The sequence below is a fragment of the Neobacillus niacini genome (assembly GCF_036961885.1).
Taxonomy (GTDB): Bacteria; Bacillota; Bacilli; order Bacillales; family Cytobacillaceae; genus Neobacillus; species Neobacillus niacini_H.
Map to the genome: position 1 here is coordinate 43,007 of NZ_JBALNQ010000023.1, position 24,920 is coordinate 67,926.

Annotated in this window: 32 protein-coding genes, 1 pseudogene and 1 other annotated feature; of the genes and pseudogenes, 24 read left to right on the forward strand and 9 right to left on the reverse strand. The window is 37.4% G+C overall.

The window, feature by feature from the left end:
• Nucleotides 1-22: 22 nt before the first annotated feature.
• Nucleotides 23-223 carry a hypothetical protein gene (locus tag V7124_RS10915; protein WP_335488906.1) on the forward strand — a complete coding sequence of 67 codons (201 nt, stop codon included), beginning with the start codon at nucleotides 23-25 and terminating at the stop codon, nucleotides 221-223.
• 106 nt (nucleotides 224-329) lie between these two features.
• Nucleotides 330-1,151 carry an HAD family hydrolase gene (locus V7124_RS10920; RefSeq protein ID WP_335488909.1) on the forward strand — a complete coding sequence of 274 codons (822 nt, stop codon included), beginning with the start codon at nucleotides 330-332 and terminating at the stop codon, nucleotides 1,149-1,151.
• 291 nt (nucleotides 1,152-1,442) lie between these two features.
• Here the strand turns inward: V7124_RS10920 and V7124_RS10925 are convergent, their stop codons facing one another.
• The 4 genes from V7124_RS10925 to V7124_RS10940 form a co-directional block, all read right to left on the reverse strand.
• Nucleotides 1,443-3,314: a PTS fructose transporter subunit IIABC gene (locus tag V7124_RS10925; RefSeq protein ID WP_335489141.1), complete on the reverse strand. Its 1,872-nt coding sequence runs from the start codon at nucleotides 3,312-3,314 to the stop codon at nucleotides 1,443-1,445.
• A gap of 2 nt (nucleotides 3,315-3,316) precedes the next feature.
• Entirely contained in the window at nucleotides 3,317-4,243 is a 927-nt protein-coding gene (pfkB, locus tag V7124_RS10930) for a 1-phosphofructokinase (RefSeq protein ID WP_335488912.1), read from the reverse strand.
• Nucleotides 4,240-4,989: a DeoR/GlpR family DNA-binding transcription regulator gene (locus V7124_RS10935; protein ID WP_335488917.1), complete on the reverse strand. Its 750-nt coding sequence runs from the start codon at nucleotides 4,987-4,989 to the stop codon at nucleotides 4,240-4,242. Before V7124_RS10935 ends, pfkB begins: the two co-directional genes overlap by 4 nt.
• A gap of 167 nt (nucleotides 4,990-5,156) precedes the next feature.
• On the reverse strand, nucleotides 5,157-5,522 hold the full coding sequence (locus V7124_RS10940) for an SCP2 sterol-binding domain-containing protein (RefSeq protein WP_335488919.1): 366 nt from the start codon (nucleotides 5,520-5,522) through the stop codon (nucleotides 5,157-5,159).
• Between the two features lie 231 nt (nucleotides 5,523-5,753).
• Between V7124_RS10940 and V7124_RS10945 the strand changes: the two genes are divergently transcribed.
• From V7124_RS10945 to V7124_RS11000, 12 genes and pseudogenes are all read left to right on the forward strand, one after another.
• The gene (locus V7124_RS10945) at nucleotides 5,754-6,038 is read left to right on the forward strand and encodes a YggT family protein (protein ID WP_335412549.1); all 285 of its coding nucleotides are present in this window, start codon (nucleotides 5,754-5,756) and stop codon (nucleotides 6,036-6,038) included.
• A 157-nt stretch (nucleotides 6,039-6,195) separates the two neighbouring features.
• Nucleotides 6,196-7,065 carry an NAD-dependent epimerase/dehydratase family protein gene (locus V7124_RS10950; RefSeq protein WP_335412547.1) on the forward strand — a complete coding sequence of 290 codons (870 nt, stop codon included), beginning with the start codon at nucleotides 6,196-6,198 and terminating at the stop codon, nucleotides 7,063-7,065.
• A 12-nt stretch (nucleotides 7,066-7,077) separates the two neighbouring features.
• Nucleotides 7,078-7,515 (forward strand): GNAT family N-acetyltransferase, encoded by a 438-nt coding sequence (locus V7124_RS10955; protein ID WP_335488923.1) that lies wholly within the window; start codon nucleotides 7,078-7,080, stop codon nucleotides 7,513-7,515.
• 41 nt (nucleotides 7,516-7,556) lie between these two features.
• Entirely contained in the window at nucleotides 7,557-7,694 is a 138-nt protein-coding gene (locus V7124_RS10960) for a hypothetical protein (RefSeq protein WP_335412594.1), read from the forward strand.
• 49 nt (nucleotides 7,695-7,743) lie between these two features.
• Nucleotides 7,744-7,990 (forward strand): annotated as a pseudogene (locus V7124_RS10965) (IS1595 family transposase); the annotation flags it as partial.
• A gap of 100 nt (nucleotides 7,991-8,090) precedes the next feature.
• The gene (locus V7124_RS10970) at nucleotides 8,091-8,462 is read left to right on the forward strand and encodes a VOC family protein (protein ID WP_335488926.1); all 372 of its coding nucleotides are present in this window, start codon (nucleotides 8,091-8,093) and stop codon (nucleotides 8,460-8,462) included.
• Between the two features lie 214 nt (nucleotides 8,463-8,676).
• Nucleotides 8,677-9,183 (forward strand): sigma-70 family RNA polymerase sigma factor, encoded by a 507-nt coding sequence (locus tag V7124_RS10975; RefSeq protein ID WP_335488929.1) that lies wholly within the window; start codon nucleotides 8,677-8,679, stop codon nucleotides 9,181-9,183.
• Nucleotides 9,180-10,145, forward strand: a complete 966-nt coding sequence (locus V7124_RS10980; protein ID WP_335488932.1) for a hypothetical protein — start codon at nucleotides 9,180-9,182, stop codon at nucleotides 10,143-10,145. The genes V7124_RS10975 and V7124_RS10980 overlap by 4 nt, the downstream gene beginning before the upstream one ends.
• 55 nt (nucleotides 10,146-10,200) lie before the next feature.
• Nucleotides 10,201-10,475: a binding site (T-box leader), on the forward strand.
• A gap of 246 nt (nucleotides 10,476-10,721) precedes the next feature.
• Nucleotides 10,722-12,356, forward strand: coding sequence for a methionine--tRNA ligase (gene metG / locus V7124_RS10985; RefSeq protein ID WP_335488934.1), 1,635 nt, complete (start codon nucleotides 10,722-10,724; stop codon nucleotides 12,354-12,356).
• A gap of 75 nt (nucleotides 12,357-12,431) precedes the next feature.
• The gene (locus V7124_RS10990; RefSeq protein ID WP_335488936.1) at nucleotides 12,432-12,938 is read left to right on the forward strand and encodes a GNAT family N-acetyltransferase; all 507 of its coding nucleotides are present in this window, start codon (nucleotides 12,432-12,434) and stop codon (nucleotides 12,936-12,938) included.
• Nucleotides 12,939-12,969: 31 nt separating this feature from the next.
• Nucleotides 12,970-13,977 (forward strand): glutathione S-transferase family protein, encoded by a 1,008-nt coding sequence (locus V7124_RS10995; protein ID WP_335488939.1) that lies wholly within the window; start codon nucleotides 12,970-12,972, stop codon nucleotides 13,975-13,977.
• 3 nt (nucleotides 13,978-13,980) lie between these two features.
• Nucleotides 13,981-14,487, forward strand: a complete 507-nt coding sequence (locus tag V7124_RS11000) for a GNAT family N-acetyltransferase (RefSeq protein WP_335488943.1) — start codon at nucleotides 13,981-13,983, stop codon at nucleotides 14,485-14,487.
• A gap of 141 nt (nucleotides 14,488-14,628) precedes the next feature.
• Here the strand turns inward: V7124_RS11000 and V7124_RS11005 are convergent, their stop codons facing one another.
• Nucleotides 14,629-15,003 (reverse strand): YbaN family protein, encoded by a 375-nt coding sequence (locus V7124_RS11005; protein WP_335488946.1) that lies wholly within the window; start codon nucleotides 15,001-15,003, stop codon nucleotides 14,629-14,631.
• Nucleotides 15,004-15,156: 153 nt separating this feature from the next.
• Between V7124_RS11005 and V7124_RS11010 the strand changes: the two genes are divergently transcribed.
• Entirely contained in the window at nucleotides 15,157-15,609 is a 453-nt protein-coding gene (locus V7124_RS11010; RefSeq protein ID WP_335412532.1) for a DUF2269 family protein, read from the forward strand.
• A 264-nt stretch (nucleotides 15,610-15,873) separates the two neighbouring features.
• Here V7124_RS11010 and V7124_RS11015 read toward each other — a convergent pair whose 3' ends face one another.
• Nucleotides 15,874-16,044 carry a hypothetical protein gene (locus V7124_RS11015; protein WP_335412531.1) on the reverse strand — a complete coding sequence of 57 codons (171 nt, stop codon included), beginning with the start codon at nucleotides 16,042-16,044 and terminating at the stop codon, nucleotides 15,874-15,876.
• A 185-nt stretch (nucleotides 16,045-16,229) separates the two neighbouring features.
• On the opposite strand from V7124_RS11015, the gene V7124_RS11020 reads away from it, so the two are divergent.
• From V7124_RS11020 to V7124_RS11030, 3 genes are all read left to right on the forward strand, one after another.
• A complete protein-coding gene (locus tag V7124_RS11020) occupies nucleotides 16,230-16,775 on the forward strand; it encodes an HD domain-containing protein (RefSeq protein WP_335488949.1) in 546 nt (181 codons plus the stop codon).
• 1 nt (nucleotide 16,776) lies between these two features.
• Nucleotides 16,777-17,454, forward strand: a complete 678-nt coding sequence (locus tag V7124_RS11025; protein ID WP_335488952.1) for an AlkZ-related protein — start codon at nucleotides 16,777-16,779, stop codon at nucleotides 17,452-17,454.
• Between the two features lie 101 nt (nucleotides 17,455-17,555).
• On the forward strand, nucleotides 17,556-17,846 hold the full coding sequence (locus V7124_RS11030; protein WP_335412526.1) for a phospholipase: 291 nt from the start codon (nucleotides 17,556-17,558) through the stop codon (nucleotides 17,844-17,846).
• An 83-nt stretch (nucleotides 17,847-17,929) separates the two neighbouring features.
• Here the strand turns inward: V7124_RS11030 and V7124_RS11035 are convergent, their stop codons facing one another.
• The gene (locus V7124_RS11035; RefSeq protein WP_335488955.1) at nucleotides 17,930-18,340 is read right to left on the reverse strand and encodes a CBO0543 family protein; all 411 of its coding nucleotides are present in this window, start codon (nucleotides 18,338-18,340) and stop codon (nucleotides 17,930-17,932) included.
• Nucleotides 18,341-18,629: 289 nt separating this feature from the next.
• Between V7124_RS11035 and V7124_RS11040 the strand changes: the two genes are divergently transcribed.
• Nucleotides 18,630-19,295, forward strand: coding sequence for a glycosyltransferase (locus tag V7124_RS11040; protein WP_335488958.1), 666 nt, complete (start codon nucleotides 18,630-18,632; stop codon nucleotides 19,293-19,295).
• Nucleotides 19,296-19,334: 39 nt separating this feature from the next.
• On the opposite strand, the gene V7124_RS11045 is transcribed toward V7124_RS11040, so the two are convergent.
• Complete coding sequence (locus V7124_RS11045) at nucleotides 19,335-20,636, reverse strand: NCS2 family permease (protein WP_335412523.1); 1,302 nt, start codon at nucleotides 20,634-20,636, stop codon at nucleotides 19,335-19,337.
• A 287-nt stretch (nucleotides 20,637-20,923) separates the two neighbouring features.
• Here V7124_RS11045 and V7124_RS11050 point away from each other — a divergent pair, with 287 nt between their 5' ends.
• On the forward strand, nucleotides 20,924-21,151 hold the full coding sequence (locus V7124_RS11050) for a hypothetical protein (RefSeq protein ID WP_335412521.1): 228 nt from the start codon (nucleotides 20,924-20,926) through the stop codon (nucleotides 21,149-21,151).
• A gap of 43 nt (nucleotides 21,152-21,194) precedes the next feature.
• Here the strand turns inward: V7124_RS11050 and V7124_RS11055 are convergent, their stop codons facing one another.
• A complete protein-coding gene (locus tag V7124_RS11055; protein ID WP_335412519.1) occupies nucleotides 21,195-21,707 on the reverse strand; it encodes a DoxX family protein in 513 nt (170 codons plus the stop codon).
• 291 nt (nucleotides 21,708-21,998) lie between these two features.
• Here V7124_RS11055 and V7124_RS11060 point away from each other — a divergent pair, with 291 nt between their 5' ends.
• The 4 genes from V7124_RS11060 (at nucleotide 21,999) to V7124_RS11075 (ending at nucleotide 24,876) form a co-directional block, all read left to right on the forward strand.
• The gene (locus tag V7124_RS11060) at nucleotides 21,999-22,706 is read left to right on the forward strand and encodes an MBL fold metallo-hydrolase (protein ID WP_335412517.1); all 708 of its coding nucleotides are present in this window, start codon (nucleotides 21,999-22,001) and stop codon (nucleotides 22,704-22,706) included.
• A gap of 15 nt (nucleotides 22,707-22,721) precedes the next feature.
• Nucleotides 22,722-23,291 (forward strand): TetR/AcrR family transcriptional regulator, encoded by a 570-nt coding sequence (locus V7124_RS11065; RefSeq protein ID WP_335488961.1) that lies wholly within the window; start codon nucleotides 22,722-22,724, stop codon nucleotides 23,289-23,291.
• A gap of 64 nt (nucleotides 23,292-23,355) precedes the next feature.
• The gene (locus V7124_RS11070; protein WP_335412513.1) at nucleotides 23,356-23,967 is read left to right on the forward strand and encodes an exonuclease domain-containing protein; all 612 of its coding nucleotides are present in this window, start codon (nucleotides 23,356-23,358) and stop codon (nucleotides 23,965-23,967) included.
• Nucleotides 23,968-24,117: 150 nt separating this feature from the next.
• Complete coding sequence (locus V7124_RS11075) at nucleotides 24,118-24,876, forward strand: CPBP family intramembrane glutamic endopeptidase (RefSeq protein WP_335488965.1); 759 nt, start codon at nucleotides 24,118-24,120, stop codon at nucleotides 24,874-24,876.
• Nucleotides 24,877-24,920: the final 44 nt, after the last annotated feature.

Sequence of the window (24,920 nt, forward strand, 5' to 3'; positions counted from 1 at the left end):
TAAAAGGAGGATAGCATAGAGAATGAAGCGTCAAAGGACATTTTTTACTATTAATGATCTGGTTTTTGAAATTAAGAAACCGGAAATTACACTTAAGAAAATCCGAGTAGCACAAGTTAAAATTGAAAATGAGGAATACAAAGAACTGAGAAAAAAATTCGATGAAGATGTTTTTCATCTAGAAAAAAAACCAGAAGGATGGTTTATAACACAAAAAGAGTAAGCCCCATACGATTGAATAAATGATTAGCAGTAATTCCAGATTTAAACTTTTTTAAATCGCAAAATATCTGATATAGTAGTCTTTGAGAAAGGAATGAAGACTACAGATGAAATGTTATTCAATAGATTTAGACGGTACGCTATTAAATTCTGAACATGAAATTTCAGAGGCAAACCTACAAACCATTAATGAATTGCATGAACAGGGCCATACGGTTATTTTGAACACTGGCCGGGCTTATGCTGATGTTGTAAAAATAAATGCATTACAAAATTTAGAGATACCTATTTTTTGTGTCAATGGTTCCGTTTTATTTTCAAAATCGAAAGAACTTTTGTATGAAGCGACCATTCCGCTCTCCACCTATAAAGAAATCTTTCCAATCCTAAAAGAGCTAGGTGTAGGAATTCTTGTCTATACCAATTATGGAGGTTTTCCATCTACTTTGCCGCCATTACACAAAAAAAGCAAAGAAGAACTTAATACCCTCTTTGAAACGTTCAATTATGATCAGATTCTTGAAAAAGACCAGCTCAAAATTTATAAATTAATTGCTTTAACACACTATGACCAATTAGAAAAAATAGAAGAGGTTAAAAAGGCACTTAGTGGTAAGTTTGAGATTTCAATGGCTTCCTCATTTCCTAATAATGTTGAAATCACCTCAATTGAAGCGCATAAGGGAAAGGCATTATTGCGTTATCAGCAAATGATGAATCTAGATTTTGAAGAGATTATTGCATTTGGGGACGGCGGCAATGATCTAGCGATGTTCGAAGTAGCAACAACTTCTGTTGCCATGGCAAACGCACCACTTCATGTACAAGAAAAAGCAGACATCATTACAAAGTCAAATAATGAAGATGGATTTGCCCATGCAGTCCGTCATCTGCTTAATTTGAAAACAGAAAATATCGTATTGAAATAAGAGTAAAAGCCCAATTTCCATAGTGGAAATTGGGCTTTTATCAAAAGATAAGTATAAGTTTTTGAACTTAGTTTACTGTCCAGCTCCAACGCCCTAGCGGCTAGTGTCCTTCGCTCTCCGCCCTACGATAAGTCAACATCGAATCGCCTCTGGCTCTTCGTGTTTCCTTTATCTCAGTTGGAGCGCTCCACAAGGAACGCTCCGGCAGCATAGACTTCGCACGAAGAAAAAGCGTTAGCTTTTTCGAGGAGGCCATACTCCGCTGACCAGGGCGCTTGCGCTTTTCTGATTCTAATTGCTTACCGACTTTTTCAAGAATCCTAGTAAGAGAGCTGAAACAATTGCACCTATAACCACTGCTAATAAATACATCAACCAGTTACCATCAACAAGTGGCATGACGAATACTCCGCCGTGCGGAGCACGAAGTCCAATACTGAACAACATCGATAAAGCACCGGCTACGGCTGAACCTACCATAACGGATGGAATGACACGAAGGGGATCGGCTGCTGCAAATGGGATAGCTCCTTCGGTAATAAAGGAAAGCCCCATTATATAGTTCACTTTTCCTGCTTCACGATCTTGTGTACTGAATTTTTTCTTAAATAGAGTAGTCGCAAGTGCAATCCCCAGAGGAGGAACCATTCCGGCAGCCATGATGGCAGCCATTGGTTCATATACACCATTTGCTAATAACCCAGTACCAAATACATAAGCTGCTTTGTTAACGGGTCCACCCATATCAAAAGACATCATTAATCCTAAAATAATTCCAAGTAAAATCGCATTTCCTGTTCCTAGACCTGATAACCACTCGGAAATGGCTGTATTTAACGCACCAACAGGCTTATTGATAACAAACAGCATAATAAATCCGGTTAAAGCGATCCCTAATAAAGGGTATAATAGAATCGTTTTAATCCCTTCTAAGGAAGAAGGCATTCCAGCAAGTAACTTTTTCAAACCAACGACTAAATAACCTGCTAAGAAACCTGCTACAAGACCACCTAAGAAGCCAGCTCCACCGCTTGTAGCCAGCATCCCGCCGACCATCCCTGCCGCAAAACCTGGACGGTCCGCAATACTCATGGCAATAAATCCTGCTAAAATGGGAACCATTAAGGCAAAGGCATTTCCGCCGCCAATGGTCATTAGTGCTTCAGCTATTGGATGATAGGTTGGATCATCAGGATTTGCTGCATTGATTCCGAACATAAAGCTGATTGCGATTAAGATACCGCCGCCGACCACGAAAGGAAGCATGTTAGATACACCATTCATTAAATGCTTATAAATCGTTGCTCCAATCCCTCTTCCAGATTGTTCACTCTCCTGAGAGGTTTTCCCACTCCCGCTATAAATAGGTGCATCTTGTTTTAATGCTCGTTCGATTAGTTCCTTCGGTTTACGAATCCCTTCGGCTACAGCTGTTTCGATCACATGCTTGCCATTGAAGCGGTTCATTTCGACCTTTGTATCTGCAGCCACTATAACAGCTACTGCGTTCTCAATTTCCTCCGCAGTAAGGATGTTTTTAGCACCGCCGGAACCGTTTGTTTCAACCTTAATATCAACACCCATTTCTGCTGCTTTTGCCTTTAGCGAATCAGCCGACATATATGTGTGAGCGATACCGGTAGGGCAGGCTGTTACCGCAACAATAAATTGTTTCTTGCCAGCCATCGATTGATCTTCTTCTTTTTCTTCTTTGTCATGGGTATTAATAATCGCTACTACATCATCGGCTGTAGTTGCTTCTAAAAGTTGTTTCCGAACCTCTTCTTTTAAAAGTATCGTAGATAGTCGGGAAAGTGCTTCTAAATGTGTATTATTGGCACCTTCTGGAGCTGCGATCATAAAGAAGAGATGTGAAGGCTGACCATCAAGAGATTCGTAATTCACACCGGCTTTTGATCTTCCGAACGCAATAGCCGCATGTTTTACCGCGTTTGTTTTAGCATGGGGAATCGCAATACCTTCACCAATCCCAGTAGTGCTTTGTTCTTCTCTTTTAAAAATGGCCTGTTTAAATTCTGACCGATTGCTTAATTTACCTGCAGTGTCTAATACGGATACCAACTCTTCAATTGCATTTGCTTTTGTCACACTTGTTAATGAAAGGTTGATGGTTTCTTTTGTTAATAACTCTGTAATCCTCATCATCATTCTCCTCTTTGTTTTGTCTTTTCTACTATTACTTGAGGGAGCAAACCTTCCATTTTTTCGCGTGTGCATAATCCAATTGAAAAGGCAGTTGCACTTCCGGCTGCCACGCTAAAACGAAAAGCTTCTTCTATTGATTTTGTTTTTGCATAGGTTGCTAGAAATCCAGCAACCATTGAATCACCTGCACCTACTGAGCTTTTTACCTCTCCTTTAGGGACAGATGCTGTGAAGTCTTGGTCCTTGTTGATAAGGACAGCTCCCTTTTCTGCAAGAGATACAATTACATTTTGAGCGCCTTGTTTAATAAGCTCTCGTCCATAGAAAATTGCCTCATCGCTTGTGGTAATCACCGTATTGAATAAATCTCCAAGTTCATGATGATTCGGTTTTATCAGAAAGGGCTTTAATGGAAGAACTTTCTTCAGTAATTCCCCCTCTGCATCGACTACAAATTTTGTACCATTTTCATTACATAGTTTCACAAGCTCTTCATAGGTATTCTCTGGCATAGTGGAAGGGATGCTTCCAGCCAGAACGAGGATATCTTCATTTGTTAGTTCACGAATTTTTCTCTTCAGAGCTTCAAAGTTTTCTGCGGTAATCTTTGGTCCTTTTGCATTAATTTCTGTTTCTTTTTCGGACTTAAGCTTTACATTAATTCTTGTATCTTCAGCGACTCTCACAAAGTCTGTTTGTATCTCTAGTGATTTTAGGAACTCCTCAATATATTCACCGGTAAAACCACCAAGGAATCCGAGGGCACGACTGTCAACATCTAATCGTTTTAATACTTGAGAAACATTGATTCCTTTTCCACCAGGGAATTTTGTTTCATTTTTTGTACGGTTTAACGCACCAAGAGTTACTTGGTCTACTTCTACAATGTAATCAAGTGATGGATTTAAAGTAACTGTGTAAATCATGAGGTAACCACCTTTATTTTTGTCTTACTTTGATATTGCTCCTGGGTATCAGGGTCTAATTCATTGGTTATAATTATTGCTTGGTGAAGGTCAGCAATTTTTGCAAAAGCAATTTCCGAAAACTTGGATTCGTCTGCTACTACGAATGCTTCCCGTGATAAAGAAAGGGCTAGTTGCTTAATCAATGCTTCCTCAGGGTCTGGAGTTGTATAGCCAAATTGGGAATGTATCCCGTTCACACCCATAAAACACTTATCAAAACGATACTGTTCTAAACTGTTTAATGCCCCTCGTCCAATCAACGCTTTTGTTTTTGGCTTAGCATTGCCGCCAAGTAAAAATGTTTTTATATTCTTTTCAATTAATTCATTCACGTGGGTTAGTCCGTTTGTCACTACTACAATATTTTCTGGAAGAAATGCGATCATTTCGAAAATAGTAGATCCAGCATCTAGATAAATACAGTCACCTTCATCGACTAAACTGCTAGCAAACTGTGCAATTTGGCGTTTTGTTTGAAGGTTTTTGGAAGATTTCTCTGACATGCTTGGTTCCTGCAGCTTACCTTGTAGTTTAGCAGCACCACCATGGACTCTCTTGAGAAATTTTCCTTGTTCTAACTGGATAAGATCTCTTCGAATTGTTGATTCAGAGGAATTCGTTAAGTCCACAAGTTCCTGAAGTTTCACCGTATTCTTTACTTTCAATGCTTCTAATATCATTTGATGGCGTTCTGGCTCTAACATTAATATCGCCCTCCTAAAACGCTTTCATTTTATATTTTCATTCTACAACTACAAACGATAAAAATCAACCAAAAAAATTCAAAATCATTCTTTTTCGTTCAAAGAACTTCAAATAAAAAAGATGCCTAGAAGGCATCCTGATTCATAGCTAGTATTCCCAAATAGATTTAAAATGGTTCTCTTATATTGTAACGGCGTAGAATCGTTTCAATCCTCATAGCAGTACTTAAATTACCCAAAACTCTGACTCTGCCAGTGAGTAAAGCCATTGTGCCACTTTGTTTTCCTAAGACAAATTTCTTAAAACTATCATATGACAGCTGCATCGTGCAAGTCGGAGTTGTCTCTACCCCTTTTTTAATGGTTAATGAGCCATTTTTGAAAAAATGCTGATAGGTACCTTTTTCCTCACCAGAAACATCATACTGAACAACAGCATTAAATCCTTTAATAGGTCCAGGGTTTTGATTGAAAATTTCCTCGATTCTTTCCATTAGGGCTGCTAAAGAATACTCTTTAATTGCTTTCACCATCAGGTAATTCCTCCTAGAAATTAGTAAAACCAAGCATATTTCATCTATAATAATACTAATAAGTCCGAGGAAAGACGGTGAACGTTTTTCGAATCTTTTAGATTTTTCACGCTTTTTAGAAATAAAAAGATTTTAGTTAAAAATATAGATATATTTGAAACCTTATTGAGTATAATACGTATATGTAAATGTTAAGTATGAAAAAAATTATTATAGATAGGAAGAATAAATTTGGGCGCAATTATTTTAGTAATAGGTAAGTATATCTATGATATCTATTATTGGTTGATCTTGATTAATATTTTTGGTTCCTGGTTCCCGCAATTTCAAACATCTAAGATTGGATCGCTGGTTGGGAGACTCGTCAACCCTTACCTATCTATCTTTAGAAAATTTATTCCACCACTAGGTATGATTGATTTCTCACCAATCATTGCGATCATCGCCTATAGCTACATAGGCAGATTTGCGCTTGAGGGACTTCGTCAATTATTAATCATGTTAGGTGCAATTTAATACGATGTTTATATAGGGCTTTACTTACATTACCTTGTAAGTAAAGCCCTATTGTTGTTGTGGGAATTTTTGTACGATTAGGAAATGTTCTGAGTATCACTTCATTGGTAAATTAAGTTATTCTTAAAAGTAGGAGGATAAAAAGGGGGAGATGTTCGTGAAATCAGCATTAATTCTTGGGGGAACACAATTTGTTGGTAAGAGGCTGGTGCAATTATTGCTTAATGAAAAGGTTGAGGTGACCATCGCAACAAGAGGAATGACGGCCGATTCCTTTGGTAATCAAATTTCTAGATTAATCATTGATCGGGAAGATGCTGAATCTTTGGAACGAGCTTTTTATAACCAGAAATGGGATGTTGTTTTTGATCAAACATGTTATTCCTCTCAAGAGGCACTTGATACGCTAAAAGTACTCAATGGAAAAGTCCAGAAGTATGTCTTTACTTCCAGTCAAGCAGTCTATGATTTTGGCACGAATCATACAGAAGATGGCTTTAATCCTTTCAAGTTTCAGCCAGCATTAAAGCCAAGAAGCGAGTACATAGGGTATGTAGGATACCAGGAAGCAAAACGTGCAGCAGAGGCGATTCTTTTTCAGCATGCTGATATTCCAGTGGTTGCAGTTAGATTCCCAATCATTCTAGGTCAAGATGATTATACGAATCGTTTGAAATTCCACGTAGAGCATGTGATAGAAGAAAAAGCAATGTTCATTGCAAATCCTGACTATAGATATAGCTTTATTGATTCTGGAGAAGCTGCTGCTTTCTTATACAGCATGGCTAAATCTGACTTTCAAGGCGGCATTAATCCAGGCTCTGAAGCAGATTGCAGTTTAAGTGAACTATTTACGTTGATTGAAGAACTTGTACCCGGTAGAGCAATTTTAAGTAAAGAGGGAGATCCATCTCCCTATAATTTGCCTGGGTCGTGGTCGGTCAATACGAGTCTTGTTCAGTCTATGGGATTCCGATTTATCCCTTTAGATAAGCTTTTAAAAACATTAATCCTACATTATTCATAGGGAGTGTATAGAATGAGTATTCAAAAAGCAACGATAAATGAACTAGATTCCATAGCAGAACTATTTAATTCCTATCGAGTTTTTTATCATCAGGAATCGAATCTTGAAGGTCCGAGAGAATTTTTAAAAAAAAGATTAGTAAACGAGGAATCAGTCGTTTTTATTGCTAATGATGAGGGGCATGCAGTGGGCTTTGTGCAGTTGTACCCGACCTTTTCATCTGTAAGTATGAAAAAGTCCTGGGTCTTAAATGATTTATTTGTAAATGAGTCTGCTCGTAAAAAAGGGTTTGGGGAAAAGTTACTAAAAAAGGCGATTGAATTTGCCGAGGAAACAGGTGCCAAAGGATTATTTTTAGAAACAGGTCACGATAATGTGACTGCCCAGAGACTTTATGAAAAAATAGGCTTTAAAAAAGAAACGAATTATTTTTACTATTATTCATTGTGATTACATAAACTACCCATGAAGAAATTTAGGAGGTAGTCAAAGTGAATGATAATAATGAAACTTCAACGATCATTTCCAATGAGGCATTGCAGGGTAAACCGTATCTGGATATTGACCGAGTTATCACAGAAGGAAAAAATAACAATTCTGCTCAGAATAGGAATGATACTAAAGGGTAGGATACTACAGCAAAAGTTAAGAGGCCGATGGGTCTCTTTTTATTTATAAAATAAAATTCTAACTGCATTAAAGTAGATGGATTTTGAACTTTTTGAAGGCATAGTAGAAATGGATGAAACCTATTTTCTCTATTCCCGAGAAAGGAAAACGGAATATCCAAGGACGAAAACCAAGGTTACGCGGTGGGAGTTCAGAGTTTAGAGGAATAAGCAAGGACCAAGTATGCGTTCTTGTAGCTAGAGACCGCCAAAAGAGAACGTTTTCCAGAACAATTGGAAAAGGGCACATTATAAAAAAGAGTTGTTAAAGTGCAGGTTAATTCAATAATCTGAAGGAATAAGGGATATAGAAAGGGAACTATTTGATATACCAGATTAAATAAAGGAGAGTAGGCTATGAGTAAATCATTTATTGAACAAGTACATTATATTAGAATTCCTGTAAGAGATTTAGAACTGTCTGCACAATGGTATAGAGATGTATTAGGGCTCCAGTTACTAAACAATACTGAGGAATTTGGAATTTTAAAAGTAAATGAAGGACCTTTCTTACTTATCTTAGTTCCTACCGAAGATGAAACATTTGCACATTTTACAATTGATAATGAACAAGAATTTAGCATTGGCTTTACAAGTCCAGAATTATCTAAATTTCATCAACACTTAATTGATAATCAAGTAAATGTCGAGGATATAAAAGAAGATAATGGTCATGCCTTTTTCCACTTTTATGACCCAAATGGTAATAAACTTCAAGTACACTGGTAAGATTATAATAAATAACCTTATTTCATTATCTCATCTTTAACGGAATAAGAACGGGAACGTCCAAACAGACGTTCCCGTATTTTTTGCCTGAAAAACAACAATACTATTTAACATAGCCATTTATAAAGAAAATTTTTAAAAAAGTAAAGCCAAATAAAGATATTAGCAGTCTAATAGGTGAAAGGGAGAAGAGGTGGTTCTAATTATTCACTTAGTGAAAAAGGCTCAAAAAGGTAATGATAAGGCATTCTTAACCTTGTTCCAAGAATATGAAGAAGAAATTTATCGTATGGCATACATCTATGTGAAAAATCAAAATGATGCCTTAGATGTTGTTCAAGAAACAGCCTATCGATCCTTTAAATCTATTAAAAATCTTAAAGAGCCAAAATATTTTAAAACATGGTTGGTGAAGATTGCGATTAATTGTGCTCTAGATATACTGCGAAAACGACAAAAAGTAATTCCTTTAAGGCCAAGGCAGGAGGAATTGATCTCGGAAGAAGCAAAAGATGACATTGTTCTCGAAATCACGCTTAGAGACTTATTTGAATTGCTAACAGAGGAAGAAAAAAGCGTGATTATATTAAGATTTTATCAGGATCTAACGATCAATGAGGTCGCGGGAACGCTGGATATCCCATTAGGTACGGCCAAAACTATTTTGTATCGCAGTATCAAAAAACTCCGTCATGAACTGAAGGGAGAAGATGTTTTATGAGCAATAACATTAAAAGTGAAATGAACAAAATTGATGTACCAAAAGAACTTCATGAAAGAAGTAAGAGCGGAATCCATCAGGCGAAAAATGAAATGTCCGGTAATCATAGATATTGGATGAAGGGAATGGTGTTGGCGGCAGGTTTGCTTGTTATGCTAGGCGGATATGGAGTATATAAGAATACGTTGCAAACAGAACAAGCACTGCCTAATAACAAAAGTCCACAAGTGATAGAAGGAAAAGGAATCGTGATTCCGGCAATAGAACTACCTGATACAACTTCCAAAAATGAATCCTATGATATGATCGGCCTAATCGTCTATAACGGAAAAATATATACCCAAACGGCAACCAGTATTGAGGTAGAAGAAGCCAAATCCCTGCTGGGAGAGAAGCTAGGGAGGACAAAAGGTACCATTGATGAATGGAGTTCCCAAGATGAGTATTCAAAAGAGTTCGCTTCATCCATTGGTGAAATGGATGTATACACTGCAAAAGGGTATGACAAGGATTTTAGAATCATGGTGTATTCTGAACGTGGTGGAGACTTCTATGCTGAGTTTTACGAATGCCTCAATGGAATAACGATCGCCACCGGCCAGGATGTTTTCGGAAAACTTAAGATTGATGGTAATCTCCTAAATGCACAATATCGAAAGTTTAGTGACTGGGATTTTGATAAACAACATTATTATCCAATCAACGATCCAGCGATTTTGCAATCCTTCGTTGAAGCACTAAATCAAACGGTTCCCCATCCACGGGAAGGTGTTGAAGCAGCGTTAGGTGATTTTAGAAATGATGATGGCTCCAAGGAGTTGATTCTCAATCTACAAGATGGGTCAAAAATAAGCCTATTTTTAATAAAAGGTGGTTATATTCGGTATGGATTTACAGATGTGTATTTTAAAATGGAGAATGAGGCTTTTATGAAGATGTGGGATCAAATGAATGTTAAATAAAATTTTTAAATTGACTTTTGGGAATTAATTGAATATTATATTGTTAATTTATTAAATAAAGGCATTGAAGAGAAAAAGTAAAATGATCTTGTTTTTCCACAGAGAGCTTCGGGAGCTGAAAAGAAGCAAAAACACTCATTTGAACAATGGTCTCTGAGCTTCGTACTGAACATACCATTGGTATTAGTAGGCTGCGACGAGTTTTGACGCTCGTTATCAACGTCACAGTATAAGAGTAGTTTTATAAAACTCCGTACTTGCTGAGGCAGATGGTGTGAGCTATTTGCGAAATAAGGTGGTATCACGTGGAATTCAAACCTCGTCCTTAACTTTTACAGTTAAGGGCGGGGTTTTTTTATTTTTATTAAAGGCTCTTTTCTTAAACTTTGTTGCTTTTAGGTAAATAAATTATTATTTGTGCTGTGTATTAGCAGAAACAGCATAAATTCAATAAGAAAAGAGCATGCAAACTAAATTCAAAGGCGTAAAAATACTATTGCCACGTTAAAGTCGGCTTTAAGACTTTAACAACAATCGTTACGAAAACAGCCTTATTAAAAAATGGAGGTTTTACAAATGAGTATTTTTATTGGCGGTGCATGGGCTTATGCGAACGGTTCATTGCATTTGGGTCATATTTCGAGTCTACTGCCTGGAGATATATTGGCAAGATATTACCGGTTAAAACGGGAACAAGTACTATATGTTTCCGGAAGCGATTGTAATGGAACACCGATTACGATACGTGCAAAACAAGAGGGAGTATCACCGAAAGTTATTACAGATCGATTCCACCAAGAATTCGTTGATTGTTTTACAAAACTAGGATTTACCTATGATACTTATACTCGAACCGATACGGATCATCATCATAAAATTGTCCAAGAGATTTTTTTACAGCTGCTTGATAAAGGTCTTATCTATAAAAAAGAAATTGAACAAACCTATTGTGAAACATGTTCCCAGTTCTTACCTGAACGATATGTGGAAGGAATCTGTCCAGTATGCAAAGAACCGTCTCGAGGGGATCAGTGTGATCATTGTTCCACTATTTTAGAACCACTTGAATTACTGAATAGTAGATGCAAAATCTGTGGACATCCACCTACTACAAGATTCACGGAGCATTTTTACTTTTCACTAAGTTCCCTTCAAGATCAATTGGAAAACTATGTCCAACATGCAGAAAATAATAAGCTATGGAGGGACAATGCGATTTCTCTTAGTAAACGTTATTTAAAGGAAGGGTTACAGGATCGAGCTGTATCTCGAGATTTGCCTATTGGAGTAAGTGTTCCTGTTGCTGGATTTGAAGAAAAGAAGATTTATGTGTGGATTGAAGCTGTCTCAGGTTATTATACTGCCAGTAAGCTGTGGGCAAAGGAAACTGGTAAAGATGATTCATCATTCTGGAATTCAGCGGTAACATCCTATTACGTTCACGGGAAAGATAATATTCCGTTTCATTCCATTATTTGGCCAGGAATATTGGCAGGTCTTGGTAAAGAACCATTGCCGACCCATATCGTTTCTAACGAGTATCTGACATTAGAAAAAAAGAAATTGTCCACCAGTAAAAATTGGGCCGTATGGGTTCCTGATATTTTAGAAAGGTATGACCCAGATTCGATTCGTTATTTTTTAACAATAAACGCTCCAGAAAGTCGGGATGCTGATTTTTCTTGGAAAGAATTTATTTACAGTCATAATAGTGAATTGCTAGGGGCGTATGGTAATTTTGTAAATCGGACGTTGAAGTTCATTACGAAATCATTTGATGGTGTAATTCCAGAAAGGGCTATTTCACCTGCTATTCAAGATAAAGTCCAATCTTTATATGAGGAAACAGGCTGCTTAATTGAAGCTGCCTCTTTTAAACAAGCCTTGGAAAGAGTATTCGAACTGGTTCGATTCTCAAATAAATATTTTGATGAACAACAGCCTTGGAAACAGGTCAAGGAAGAATCAGAGTCATGTGGACAAACTCTTGCAGATTGCGTTTATTTGATTGCCAACTTAGCACATATCCTAACTCCGTTTCTTCCATTTTCAAGTGAAAAGGTTAAAAATCTGCTGAAAATATCAGAGACAAGCTGGAAGCCCTTTTTGGTTAAACCAACAGTATTATCAAATGTCGAGCCTTTATTTGAACGAATAGATCCAACAAGAATAGAAGAGGAGCTTGAAAGGTTAAACAAACAAACAGTATAAACCTTTAATTTTCTATCTCCTTTGAATTTTAGTAATATACTAGATATAACATTTAAATATAAAGGGTGGATGTTTATGGAGATTCGACTGCTAACACCTTCGGATGCTAAAAGCTATTGGGAACTGAGATTAGAAGCTTTAAAGCAAGCGCCTGAGGCATTTTTAACAAGTTATGAAGATGCGATAAAAAGAGAAGATCCTATCTCCCAGGTTGCACGGAATTTCACCGAAGAAGTGAATCATACCTTTGGGGCCTTTGAAGGTGACGAGCTAATTGGGGTTGTCACATTGTTGCAAGAAAAAGCTGAAAAAATTCAGCATCGTGCCAACATTTATGCCATGTACGTCACACCTAGGAAGCAGGGTTTAGGTGTGGGCAAAGCATTGCTCACAGAAGCGATTAATAAAGCAAAAACAATTGAAGCCATTGAGAAAATAAATTTATCTGTGGTTGCAACGAATGAGGCTGCAAAAAAGCTATATACAAGTCTTGGCTTTAAAGTATATGGACTTGAAGAAAAGGCTATGAAACTGAATGGCGCATATTTAGATGATGAACATAGGGTGCTGCATTTAAAATGAGACTGAATCAAATAGATAAGGGGGAAGTAAAATGACAGAAAATAAGCAAGGAACTATAACAGTTGAGATAAACGCTGATGGATCGTTTAACCGTCAAAAAAATAGATTTGACACACCTTTTGGAATCGGTGAAGGTGAATTACCTGTTGAAGCAGGAAGATATCGACTATTATGGTCTGCGGTCTGCCCATGGGCACATCGTTCCGTCATCGTTCGAAGAGTTCTGGGATTAGAAGAGGTAATCAGTTTAGGTACAGCAAGCCCCATGCGGCCCAAGCTTCCTCATGTAGATTGGGAATTTTCATTAGATGAGAATGGAGTAGACCCAGTTTTGGGTATTCGCTATATGAGTGAAATCTATAAGAATGCGGATCCCAATTACTCTGGTAGACCCACGGTCCCTGTCATGGTAGATGTGAAGGAAAAAAAGGCAGTCAATAATGACTATTTTAAACTAACAAACTATCTCGAGACTGTTTGGGCACCATTTCACAAGGAAAATGCACCAGATTTGTACCCGGTTTCCCTACGAGGAGAAATAGATGCCTTAAACAATGTCATTTTCCATGAAGTGAACAATGGGGTATATAAATGTGGTTTTGCCCAATCCCAAGAAGCTTACGAACTGGCATATGATATTCTGTTTGCAAGATTAGATGTAATTGAGGAACGGCTATCGAAACAGCGTTTCTTATTTGGGGACTATATTACCGACTCGGATGTGCGCTTGTACGCTACATTGATCCGTTTTGATGCGGCCTATTACGCTGCTTTCAAAACAAATCGGAATCGTATTGTTGATTTTCCAAATCTATGGGGGTATTTGCGAGATTTATATCAAACTCCAGGGTTTGGAGATACCACTGATTTTGATGCGATTAAACGCCATTATCATCTATCTAATCATATAGCAAGTAATGATCAAAAAGGTCATAATGGTATTTTACCAAAGGGACCGGACCTTTCTGGCCTTCTCTCTCAGCATAATCGTCAACAATTAAGTAATAAGGCAGAAAAATTTCTCATCAAAGGGGTGTAGTGTATGATCATTCGTGAAGCTGTGGAAGGTGAATTAGCTTTCATTCGTGAACAAAGAGTAAGCTCTTATGAAGAGCATGCAGCCAAAATTCCAGATGGTCATTGGCAGGCTTTAAAACAGGGGATTTCATCAAAGGCAGATACACAGGCAGGTGTTGAGTTGCTCGTAGCAGAATTCGATGGTGAGATTTTAGGAAGTGTTGCTTTGTTTCCTGCAAAAATGGACGCCTATGAGGGGCAAGTTGAGGACTTGGATTACCCTGAAATAAGGATGCTTGCGGTATCTCCTTTAGCACGAGGCAAAGGAGTAGCTTCTGCATTGATTTCAGAGTGTATCAACCGGGCAAAGGCGAAAGGGTATCATGCGATTGGACTTCATACAGGAGATTTTATGAAAAGTGCGATGAGTTTATATGAGCGATTGGGATTCGAGAGATTGCCACAATACGACTTTGAACCTGCTAACGATGGAATCATTGTAAAAGCCTATCAGCTCACTTTTACTAAGTAGGGGAACCGTTACGGTCAAAATTTGTAAAGCGAATCTAGAACATGTCCAAGGTAATGGGAATGTAGCGGGAGAAAACTACCTATCACTCCGATATTGCAGGCAAATATAAATAACAGAGGGCTGTTAGCTCTCTGTTATTTTTCAATATTTTACGGTTTTTATTTTATAGATAAAGTAATAATATTTATAAACCACAATCAAAGCTAGCATAGCTCGGACAAGTACACTATCAAGGATAAAGAATGGAATAGCGATCATCACATCAGCAAATATCAAAATCGAAAGTTTTTGTTTTAATGTCATTGCCCTCTCTTTTACGAAGGTCTCTAAATGACGCTTATAGAGTTTGGTTCCCTTAAACCAGCGCTCGAATTTTTCTGATCCTTTTACAAAACAATAAGAGGCTAATAGTAATAATGGAGTTGTCGGTAATACAGGTAAAATCAGACCCAAGACGCCCAACCCGAGGGAAATAAACCCGATTATAATATATAAAAATTTAATAATTTTTCTCATAAAGCTTTCTCCTTCACCTGCCATACGTCCTATGTTCCTCATAATTATATCATTAAAAAAAGAAAGTTTTTTGACAGATTAAGTACATTAAAACTGTTTCAACCACCATTATGTTAAAATTATGTAGGCTAGAGAATGGGGGTTGATTGAAAAATGACTTTCTATAAAATTATCGTAGTTTTACATATCTTCTCGGCGATTTTAGGCATGGGACCTGGTTTTATCTTAACGACTGTTGTAAAATCGGGAAAAACAATGACAGAACTAAGGCATTCCTATGCTATTAGACATAAATTACATATCTTTGTAATGGTTGGCGGTACGCTGCTGCTCGTTACGGGATTACTAATGGGCTTAATGAATCCAGCCCTATTTAGAATGGGCTGGTATGTAACCAGTCTGGTACTTTTTTTAGTAGCACTTGGGAGCGGTCCACTTCTATTATCACCAAGGTCCAAACCGGTAAAGGAATTGTTGGTCTCTCATAAGGGCGAGGATATTCCAGACGAGTATTTCCGATTATCAAAAGCTCTGTTCCGTTATGAACACTTAGCAAACGCCATTTTCATCATTATCATTGCGTTGATGATTTTAAAACCATTTTAATAGTAAAAGGTATGGCATTGGTTCGCCATACCTTTTTTAAATCAAATATTGGAACATAGATAAGCTAATACAGTTGGAAATCTTTTTTTAAACGATGTATAGTGGTGCTCGCCATTTTCAATCGTTTGATAACGGGTATCTGTAATTTTGCTGTCCAAGATTTCATAGACGGATTGAATCATTGTTGTAAACTAAAAACAGGCCGGTGAGAATTGCTTGTCTCACCAGCCTGTGGGAATATTACTTATTCCCTTGTCGAATCAATTAGATCCACGAGAATGGTCGTCTTCTGTCATCATCATGTCTGTCGTCTCTTCTTCTATTTTCGCCTTCAATTCTTACTCTTTCAGTGCGGATAATAACTTCTTCTGCATCAATAAAGACTCTTCTGACTCTTCTGCGATCTTCTTCCTCATGTCTTCTATCATTACTCATTCCATATCCCCCCCTTTCATGGCTTGTACAATAAAATATGCTTGTCCCAAAATAAGTGATTGGACGTTTATACAAAATTCTTGTTTAAAATAAATTCTAATGTCGAAAAGGGCTGGAAGGGAGGAGATTGGAACAATATGTTAAAATAAGGTTATCAAGACCATGGAGATTGGAGGATTTAAGAAATGGATCTAATTGAAAAAGCACTTCAAACAGCTAGTAAAAATCATGAAGGACAATATCGGAAAAACACTGATATTCCTTACATTACGCATCCTGTTGTTGTGGGGATGATGTTATTGAAAGCAGGATACAGTGATAAAATTGTTGCAGCAGGAATTCTACATGATACGGTTGAGGATACACCGCTGACACTTGAAGAACTAAAAAAGGAATTTGGTGCTGAAATAGCTGAAATAGTTGAAGGGAGTTCAGAACCTGATAAGTCACTTCCGTGGAAGGATAGGAAGGAGCATACGATTGAATTTTTAAAAACAGCTTCAGAAGAAATTCGTGCTGTTGTCTGTGCCGATAAATTACATAACATCCGTTCTATCATTAGCGATTATGAAAAAATTGGTGAGGAAGTTTGGACAAGATTTAATGCAGGGAAAGAACAGCAAAAGTGGTATTACACCAATGTAGTTGATAGTTTGGGAGCCCAATCTACCTTTGATTTACTAGCGGATTTAGAAACTGAAGTCGATAGAATTTTTAGGGAGCTGGCTTAGGGTGCTGGATTATAAAGTACGTACATATGAAGAAGCAATAGAGGTAATAAAAGAAATTGGATTTCTGCCCCTGACACAGCTCGTCCCTAATTATCCTTCACTAGACAGCATTACTTCGAAAGAACATTGGCATACGGGTTCCGAGTTAGACCCATGGCTATGGCGTGCGATATTTCCAGGGGATGGAATAGCCGCATATGGAAAGTTTGTTAAGAAGAAATCAGTTTTAATTTCTAGTGAACTGTTGCCATTGATTCATTCTACTTTAGGATCCCCTCGATCTGTTAACGAGCGGTACCATGACGGTTTAATGTCCAGAGAAGCAGTAGAGCTGTACACACTAATAAGTGAGAATGAAGGAATCGATACAAGAGTATTGAGAGTCCAAGCTGGGATGAAGGATAAAGATATGAAAAAGCTGTTTGATAACGGTCTATTGGAATTGCAGGGGTCCATGGATATTGTTGTATCAGGTACAAAGGCGAAAACAAACGAAGCAGGGGAGAAAAATGGCTGGAGCAGTACTTCCTTCGAAACAATGGACTATTGGGCAGAGAAAAATAAAATTGGTAAAGCAACGATCAAAGTTGATGAAGCTAAAATGAAACTAAAAGATCATTTCACTAGTTTTTGCAGCCCAGAGACGATGAAAGCAATTTATAAAATATTTAAGTTTTAGTCCCTAAAAGAGGTAATCAGAAATGATTTCTCTTTTTTTATGTACAAGCTGTTTCCGATTGTCTCACATCTTCATATTTTATATAAAGGAGATGAGAAAATATGAGATATCGAGAAAATCGTCCTTCTTTCTGCATTTTTCCAGGATACAAATGGTGTGGACCTGGGTGCAGCGGACCTGGAGCACCGATAAATGATGTGGATTCCTGTTGTTATAAACATGATTTATGTCTTAAACGCGGCAACTCGTCTTGTTACTGTGATAAGCGATTTATGGAATGCCTTTACTCCAAAATAAACCCGCGAACTCTAAAAGGCAGGCGCGCAAACATCATGTATAAATTCATGAAAGTCAAAACAGCGTTTACCTGTGGTCATCAAAAGCGCAGGTAATAATATCAACTAGAATTAACTACTTCTTTTTAAAAAGGCAGTTTTTTCAAGATTACAAATCCACTTATAAAATCCTAACAGGATTAAAAGGAGGATTGGATCGAGTATTGCCGCATGCCACAGCTTCCACCAGCCATAATGAAAATATCCCCATGGATCAGGCGCAAGGTTATAACCTCGTAAATTAAAATAGCAATAACAAAACTGACTAAATAAAAAAGTTGTTTTAACCATGCTTTTTTGTAAGGATACCAATTTAAAAAGATCATATTTACTGGTGGGACTAGGAAAACATGAGGGAGAATTCCTCTCCATTCTAGCTCTTTGCCGAAATACCAATAAGCATGATATTTGAACTCCACAAACAGATCAAAAAGTAGTTGAAAGGAAATCGTAAATAGCCAAATATGAAGGATTTGATTCCCAGTTAGTCGTTTGTTTGTGGAAAATGCTAGTAAGTTAAAGGTGCCAATTGCAATCAGAAGTCCTATCATAAACTTTCCCTTTTTAATTATTTAAACTGCCCAGAAAAAAAGGTACTATTCAAAGAACAAAAAAGGAGCTTGGTACACGGGGTACCAAGCTAAATTATGGGAAGTTTTTAAGAAATAAGGTTCCTAAAACCTAAGTCCCAAATAAGTTACCCTTATCATAAGATAAACATTTGTAGAAGTTATAGAGAAGTTATGTGGAAATTATGAAGATAAAAAATTTTTTTTCATTTGAGTGATAGTGAGTAAAAAAACTCATAATAAAATGCCAGATTCAATTTATTAGGAGGAGATGATTTTTTTGAACAATTATTTATCCAAAACCATGCTTTTGCTACTCTCTTTAGTCTTAATTTTCCCATCATTCACAAATGCGGAAGAGACCAAACAAGCCGAAGGACAAACAGCAGTGCAGCCAATAAGTCAAAAAACTGTCCAACTTAGAGTGAATTTGAGGGAACTTTGGACGGAACACGCTTTTTGGACAGAAAAATTTATAGTCAGTGCAATTGCAGGTCTAGAGGACCAAGAACCGGTACTAGCTAGATTATTGAAAAACCAGGACGAACTTGGGAATGCAATTAAGCCCTATTACGGTGAGGAAGCAGGCAACCAGCTTGCACAATTGTTAAGAGGGCATATTCTGATTGCCGGCAAAGTAGTGGCTGCAGCGAAAAGTGGGAATCAGGCTGACTTCAAAAAATACAACACGGATTGGTTTAAAAATGCAGATGATATTACGAACTTTTTATCTGCTGCAAACCCAAATTACAATAAAAAAGAATTAAATGACATGATGTATGTGCATTTAAAACTGATCACAGATGGTGTGGTTGCTAAACTTCAGAAGGATTGGAATGCAAATATTACAGCCCTAGACAAAAATCAAGACCATTTAATGCATATGGCAGATTTCCTTTCAAATGGAATTATCAAGCAGTTCCCGAATAAGTTCTAATGAAATGGAGCCCCAACTTAGTCGTTGGGACTCCATTTTTTAATGTGGTAAAAAGGCAAGCTGATAAAAAAACAATACTGCGAATATATAGAGAAGAGGGTGTACCTCACGCCATTTTCCTTTTACCATCTTTAAAATGGGATAGCTGATGAAACCAAGTGCAATTCCGGTTGAAATGCTGGAGGTTAACGGCATACTCAGAATCACAAGGAATGCAGGAAAGGCTTCGTCCAATTCGTCCCATTTTATTTTCGCAATGCTTCCCATCATCATACTGCCGACAATAATGAGGGCAGGAGCGGTTATGGCTGAAATCCCCGATACTGCACTGACAAGTGGTCCAAAGAATGCTGAAAGAAAAAACAAGGTCGCAACCGTAAGAGAAGTTAAACCTGTGCGTCCTCCTGCAGCGACTCCAGATGTAGATTCAATATAGGCTGTTGTTGGGCTTGTACCAAACATGGCCCCAATTGATGTTGCAACTGAGTCGGAGAGCAAGGCCTGTCTTGCACGTGGCAATTTTCCATTTTTCATTAAACCTGCCTGATTAGCTACACCGATCATGGTTCCGGTAGTGTCAAAGATTGTAACTAAAATGAATGAAAAGACAACTGCATAAAGACTGTGCCCAATGACAGCACTTAAAGCTGTAATCGGGTTTCCTATTAATAACCCTTCAGGTAGAGATGGAAGCGATATAAAGCCTTGATCAAATGAAAGTTGGTTAGTCAAAAAGGCAATAAGCCCAGTAATGATCATTCCCAAAAATAAAGCTCCGTTTATTCGAAGTGCCATTAATATGAGTGTGACCGCAAGCCCAACAATTGCTAATAGGGCGGAAGGAGATTGGAGATCACCTAATCCAACAAGATTAGAAGGATGAGCCACAATAATCCCAGTCATGCGCATCCCAATAAAAGCAATAAATAAGCCAATCCCTGCAGAAATCCCATATTTGAGGTTTTCGGGAATTGCATCAATTAATTTTTCTCTGAAAGGTGTTAAAGACAAGATGACAAAAATAATCCCAGCAATAAAAACGGCTGCAAAGGCTGTCTCATAATTAATATTTTGCTGACCGCCGACAACCGAATAGGCAAAGTAAGCATTAAGTCCCATACCGGGAGCGATAGCGATTGGATAGTTAGCAAATAGTGCCATCCAAAGTGTCCCAACAACGGCAGAAATAATTGTTGCCGTGAAAACTTGTTCAAAGGGTACACCGGCATCAGCGAGGATCACGGGGTTAACCACCACAATATAAACCATTGTAAAGAAGGTTGTAATTCCAGCGAGTAATTCTGTTTTAGTGTTGGTTTGATTTTCTTTTAGCTTAAACATAAGGGGTTCCTCCAAAACACGAACAATTTTTTTTAACCATATTATAATATTCGTTTTTTACGAGTTTTTCAAGGGCTTGGTTCATATTTGCATGGTAATAGTTTTGACAATTAAGACCAAACGGAAAGAAAGTTGCCTTCTTAATTCCTCTAAAAAATCTTTTTTAAAAATTCAAGGTTTTTTGTTGTTGTTCACAAAAAGTTTGGATTATAATAAGATTATAGTTCACAAAATTGTCAAATTTATATATAGGATAAACATTATGGATAATATGGAGGGGAACCAAAATGATTAGAATGGCTGTTGCTGGTGTTTTGGGTTTTGTTCTAATTTTTATAGAATCGATGATTGTTATGAAAATAAAAGGTTATCATGGAATTGAATTTGGAGGTTTAGCTCCTTTTATTAACGTATGGGCAATGAACTTCTTTGTTGTATTTGCTATACTTACGCAAGTTACAAATTGGTATCAAGATCGAGTCGGTTTTGAGAGTGGAGAAGATAATATTTATTAATAAAAAAACGCCTCAATCACAATGTGACTGAGGCATTTTTATGTTAAGCATGTTGTTTTGCTGGTTCTTTACCTTTGAGAACTGTTTTACGGATGAATGGAACCACCCAGCGGTCAAGACCAATGCGGCCTGCGTTCAAGCCTGCTGCTAAGATGATAAAGCCTAAGAAAAGGTCAGTTGGAATATGTGAAACTGTTCCTGCTAAGAAGAAAGAGAAGTTCATGATTAAACCAAAGAACGCTGCAGCTGTTGTTAAACATCCTAACATAAGTCCTAAACCAACTAATGTCTCGCCCCAAGGAACAATGAAGTTGAACATATCCACGTTTGGTATCGCAAAGCTTTCAAGGAAGTTCACATACCAGCTATAAACCACACTGCCATCTGGTCCTTTAACTGGGTTTTTCACGGCATTGCCTAAGAAACCAGTAGCATCAAAAGCACCACTTTGTATTTTTCCCAGTCCTGCTGTGAACCAAGCATATCCTAAATATAAACGTAAAATTGTTAAAATACCGGCTGCAATCTTATTTTCCCTTAAAAAGTTCATAAACATTTGAAGCATCTCCCCGTTAATAAGTTATTAATAATTTCTACACAGCTAATATAACAAATGTATCTCGAATTGAGGATAAAATATTTACTAATTCACATTATTGTAAAAAAGTTATGAACAAATTGCGAACAACAATTCTATATCGCATTCATCGAATGAATGCTTCCTGAGCATTTGTAACTAATCTCTACCATACTAATTTTCTAAAACATTTTGTGTTTTTTTACTTGTTAAAACTAATATCATTAGTTAAAATAAAACTAATGATATTAGTTAAAGGGGTTGATTATAGTGAGATTGATCAAAAACGGGTTTTTATATCAGGTTACCTTCATGGCAAGTTTGTTCCCGGTGAATTGTTATTTGGTGGAAGAAGAAGAAGGTTTAACTCTGATTGATGCTGCACTGCCATATAGTATGAAAGGGATATTCATGGCGGCAGAGAGGATTGGAAAACCAATTAACAAAATTGTTTTGACTCATGCGCATGAGGATCATGTTGGGGCCCTTGATAAGATAAAGGATGTTCTTCCTGAGGTCCCTGTGTATATTTCAGTGCGTGATAACAGAATAATGCAAGGAGACACATCACTTAACGAGCATGAACACAACACTCCTATTAAAGGTGGAGTACCGAAAAAGCTGAAAACGAGAGCGAATGTTTTATTGAAAGAGGGAGAACTTGTCGGATCTCTTGCAGCAATTGAAACTCCTGGGCACACACCTGGATCGATGTCGTTTTTTGATACTCGCACCCATGCTTTAGTTGCAGGGGATGCGTTTCAAACAAGAGGTGGAATTGCTGTGGCAGGAGACGTAAAGCCATGGTTTCCTTTCCCTGCTTTGGGCACATGGAGTAAACAAACTGCGGTTATAAGTGCGAAGAAATTAGTGAGCTATCAACCTAGTCTTCTGGCGGTTGGGCATGGGCAAATGTTGGATAAACCGCTGGGGGCAATGGAACAGGCCATTCGTAATTTTGAGCAGAAAATAAAATAGAGGAGTTTTTAAAAAATGTCACCAAGACCAAAAGTAGGACTTGAGATAAATGAGATTCTTGAAGCAGCTGGTGAGATTGCAGACGTCCATGGAATGAGAGAGGTAACACTGGCAAACCTTGCAAAAAAATTGAATATCCGCCCGCCCTCCTTATATAACCATTTTGAGGGATTAGGAGGATTAAGAAAGAAAATGGCGATATACGGGATTGATTTGCTTTATAAGGAAATGGCTTATGAAGCTGTCGGGGTTTCCGGTGAAGCGGCTGTATTAGCGATTAGTAAAGCTTACGTAGAATTTGCTCGGAAACATCCAGGTTTGTATGAGGCTACCTTACTGGCACCTGACATGGAAGATGAGGATGTACAGCAAGCAGGGGCAAAAATAGTAGAACTCTCTGTACGTGTTTTACAAGCATTTGATCTCCAAGGAGAGCGAGCATTGCATACGGTAAGAGGATTCCGCAGCATCTTGCATGGCTTTTCCTCATTAGAGCAAAGCGGAGGCTTCAAAATGACATTGGATTTGGATGAGAGTTTAGAGACGATTATCAAGGCATTTATTAAAGGGATGCGTGCCGATTAGTGAGCTTTCTATTAGCTGAAAATGATATAATAGTATTCATAATATTATCAAAGGAATGAGATTTATGCGGAAACTTGAGAAGTTAGGTTTAGTAGTGGACGTTGAAACAACAGGTTTAGGGCCGGCTACAGATGAAGTAATCGAACTAGCATTGAAATTGTTTTCTTACCGAACAGATACGGGAGAAATCCAAGAAATTCTTGAAGAAGATTCTTTTTTGAGAGAGCCCCTATCCAGTTCTGCTAGAAGGAACTATGACCGTGCCTACCAAATCCACGGTATTCCCTATGAATTAGTTGAAGGGAAGAGTTTCACTGATAGGAAGATCAAGACTTACTTTCATCGAGCGGATTCGGTCTTTGCCCATAATGCCTCCTTTGACAGAAGCTTTCTTTATCATATGTATCCAGAAGTTAATGACTTAATGTGGTATTGTACAATGCGTGGGGTAAAGTGGAAAAATCATGGGTTTCCTAACGGTAAACTACTAACACTTTTACAAGCTCATCAAATTACAAACCACCAAACACATAGAGCACTAGACGATATTACATACCTAATGGATCTTCTCAAAAAAACAAGTCCAAGTGGGAACCTCTATCTTCAAGAAGTACTTGAAAATGGTCCGATGAGAAAATACAAGCCAGCTGCTGAACGAACCAGCTGGGGAGTTTAAAAGACAAATTGTTTATCGGATAACAGGTTGGATATCGAGGACAAATAGTAATGAGGATATCACTAAGCAGTCCAATTCGGATATTGAATTGGACTGCTTCATTTTTTGGATATTGGCGATTGGATTGTAATGTGAAAAGGGGGTATTTTTATGTTAATTATTATGGCCGTTTTGTTTTTTGGAGGCATTGCTTCCATTTCCTATCAACAAGGAATCGTTACTGCGTTTGTATTTCTGGGATTTGTCATATTGTTATTCTTCAATAAAGAAAAGCGATTCATTCTATCGTTGCTGTTATCGTTTCTAATCGGTTTTCTGATTTTTATGGTTTCTAATAATTTCATTGGAACATTGACCATCTCAAAGGAAATGAAAATCCTTCTAAATCGTCTTTTTCTTATTTTTATCATTATAGGAATGGTTCTTAACTATCTCATTTTTAAAAAGAAAGTTTCTTGGTACAATGAAAAACCTGATTGGAAAAACCCTATCGTTTTACCGTTTCATAAAATTAATATATTTTGGTTTTGGATAATTGGAATAGTCGTTAATGGAACGGTATATTTGTTTTTTATTTTGCAAAAGGATGTAGAGTATCTCCAATCGTTATTCTTGTTTTGTTTACTTTTTTCACTTATTAATGCAGTTTTCGAGGAAATTATTTGGAGAGGGATCATGCTTTCAGCTCTTAAGGAATTCACTTCAACAGGGTATGCTATTTTCGTTACAAGTGTTGGTTTTGGACTTCTTCATCTCGCAATTGGTTTTTCAATTCCTCTCAGTTTGTTGATTTCAGTTGCAGGGGTAGTATACGCAATCATCACACTTAAAACAAAAAGCATCTATCCAAGTTTTGCTTTTCATATCGTAATTAATATTGGAATGGTATACAGCGGATTTATAATCTAATCGTGAAAATGAAGGGGTGCGTATACCCAATAACTAAAAGTAAA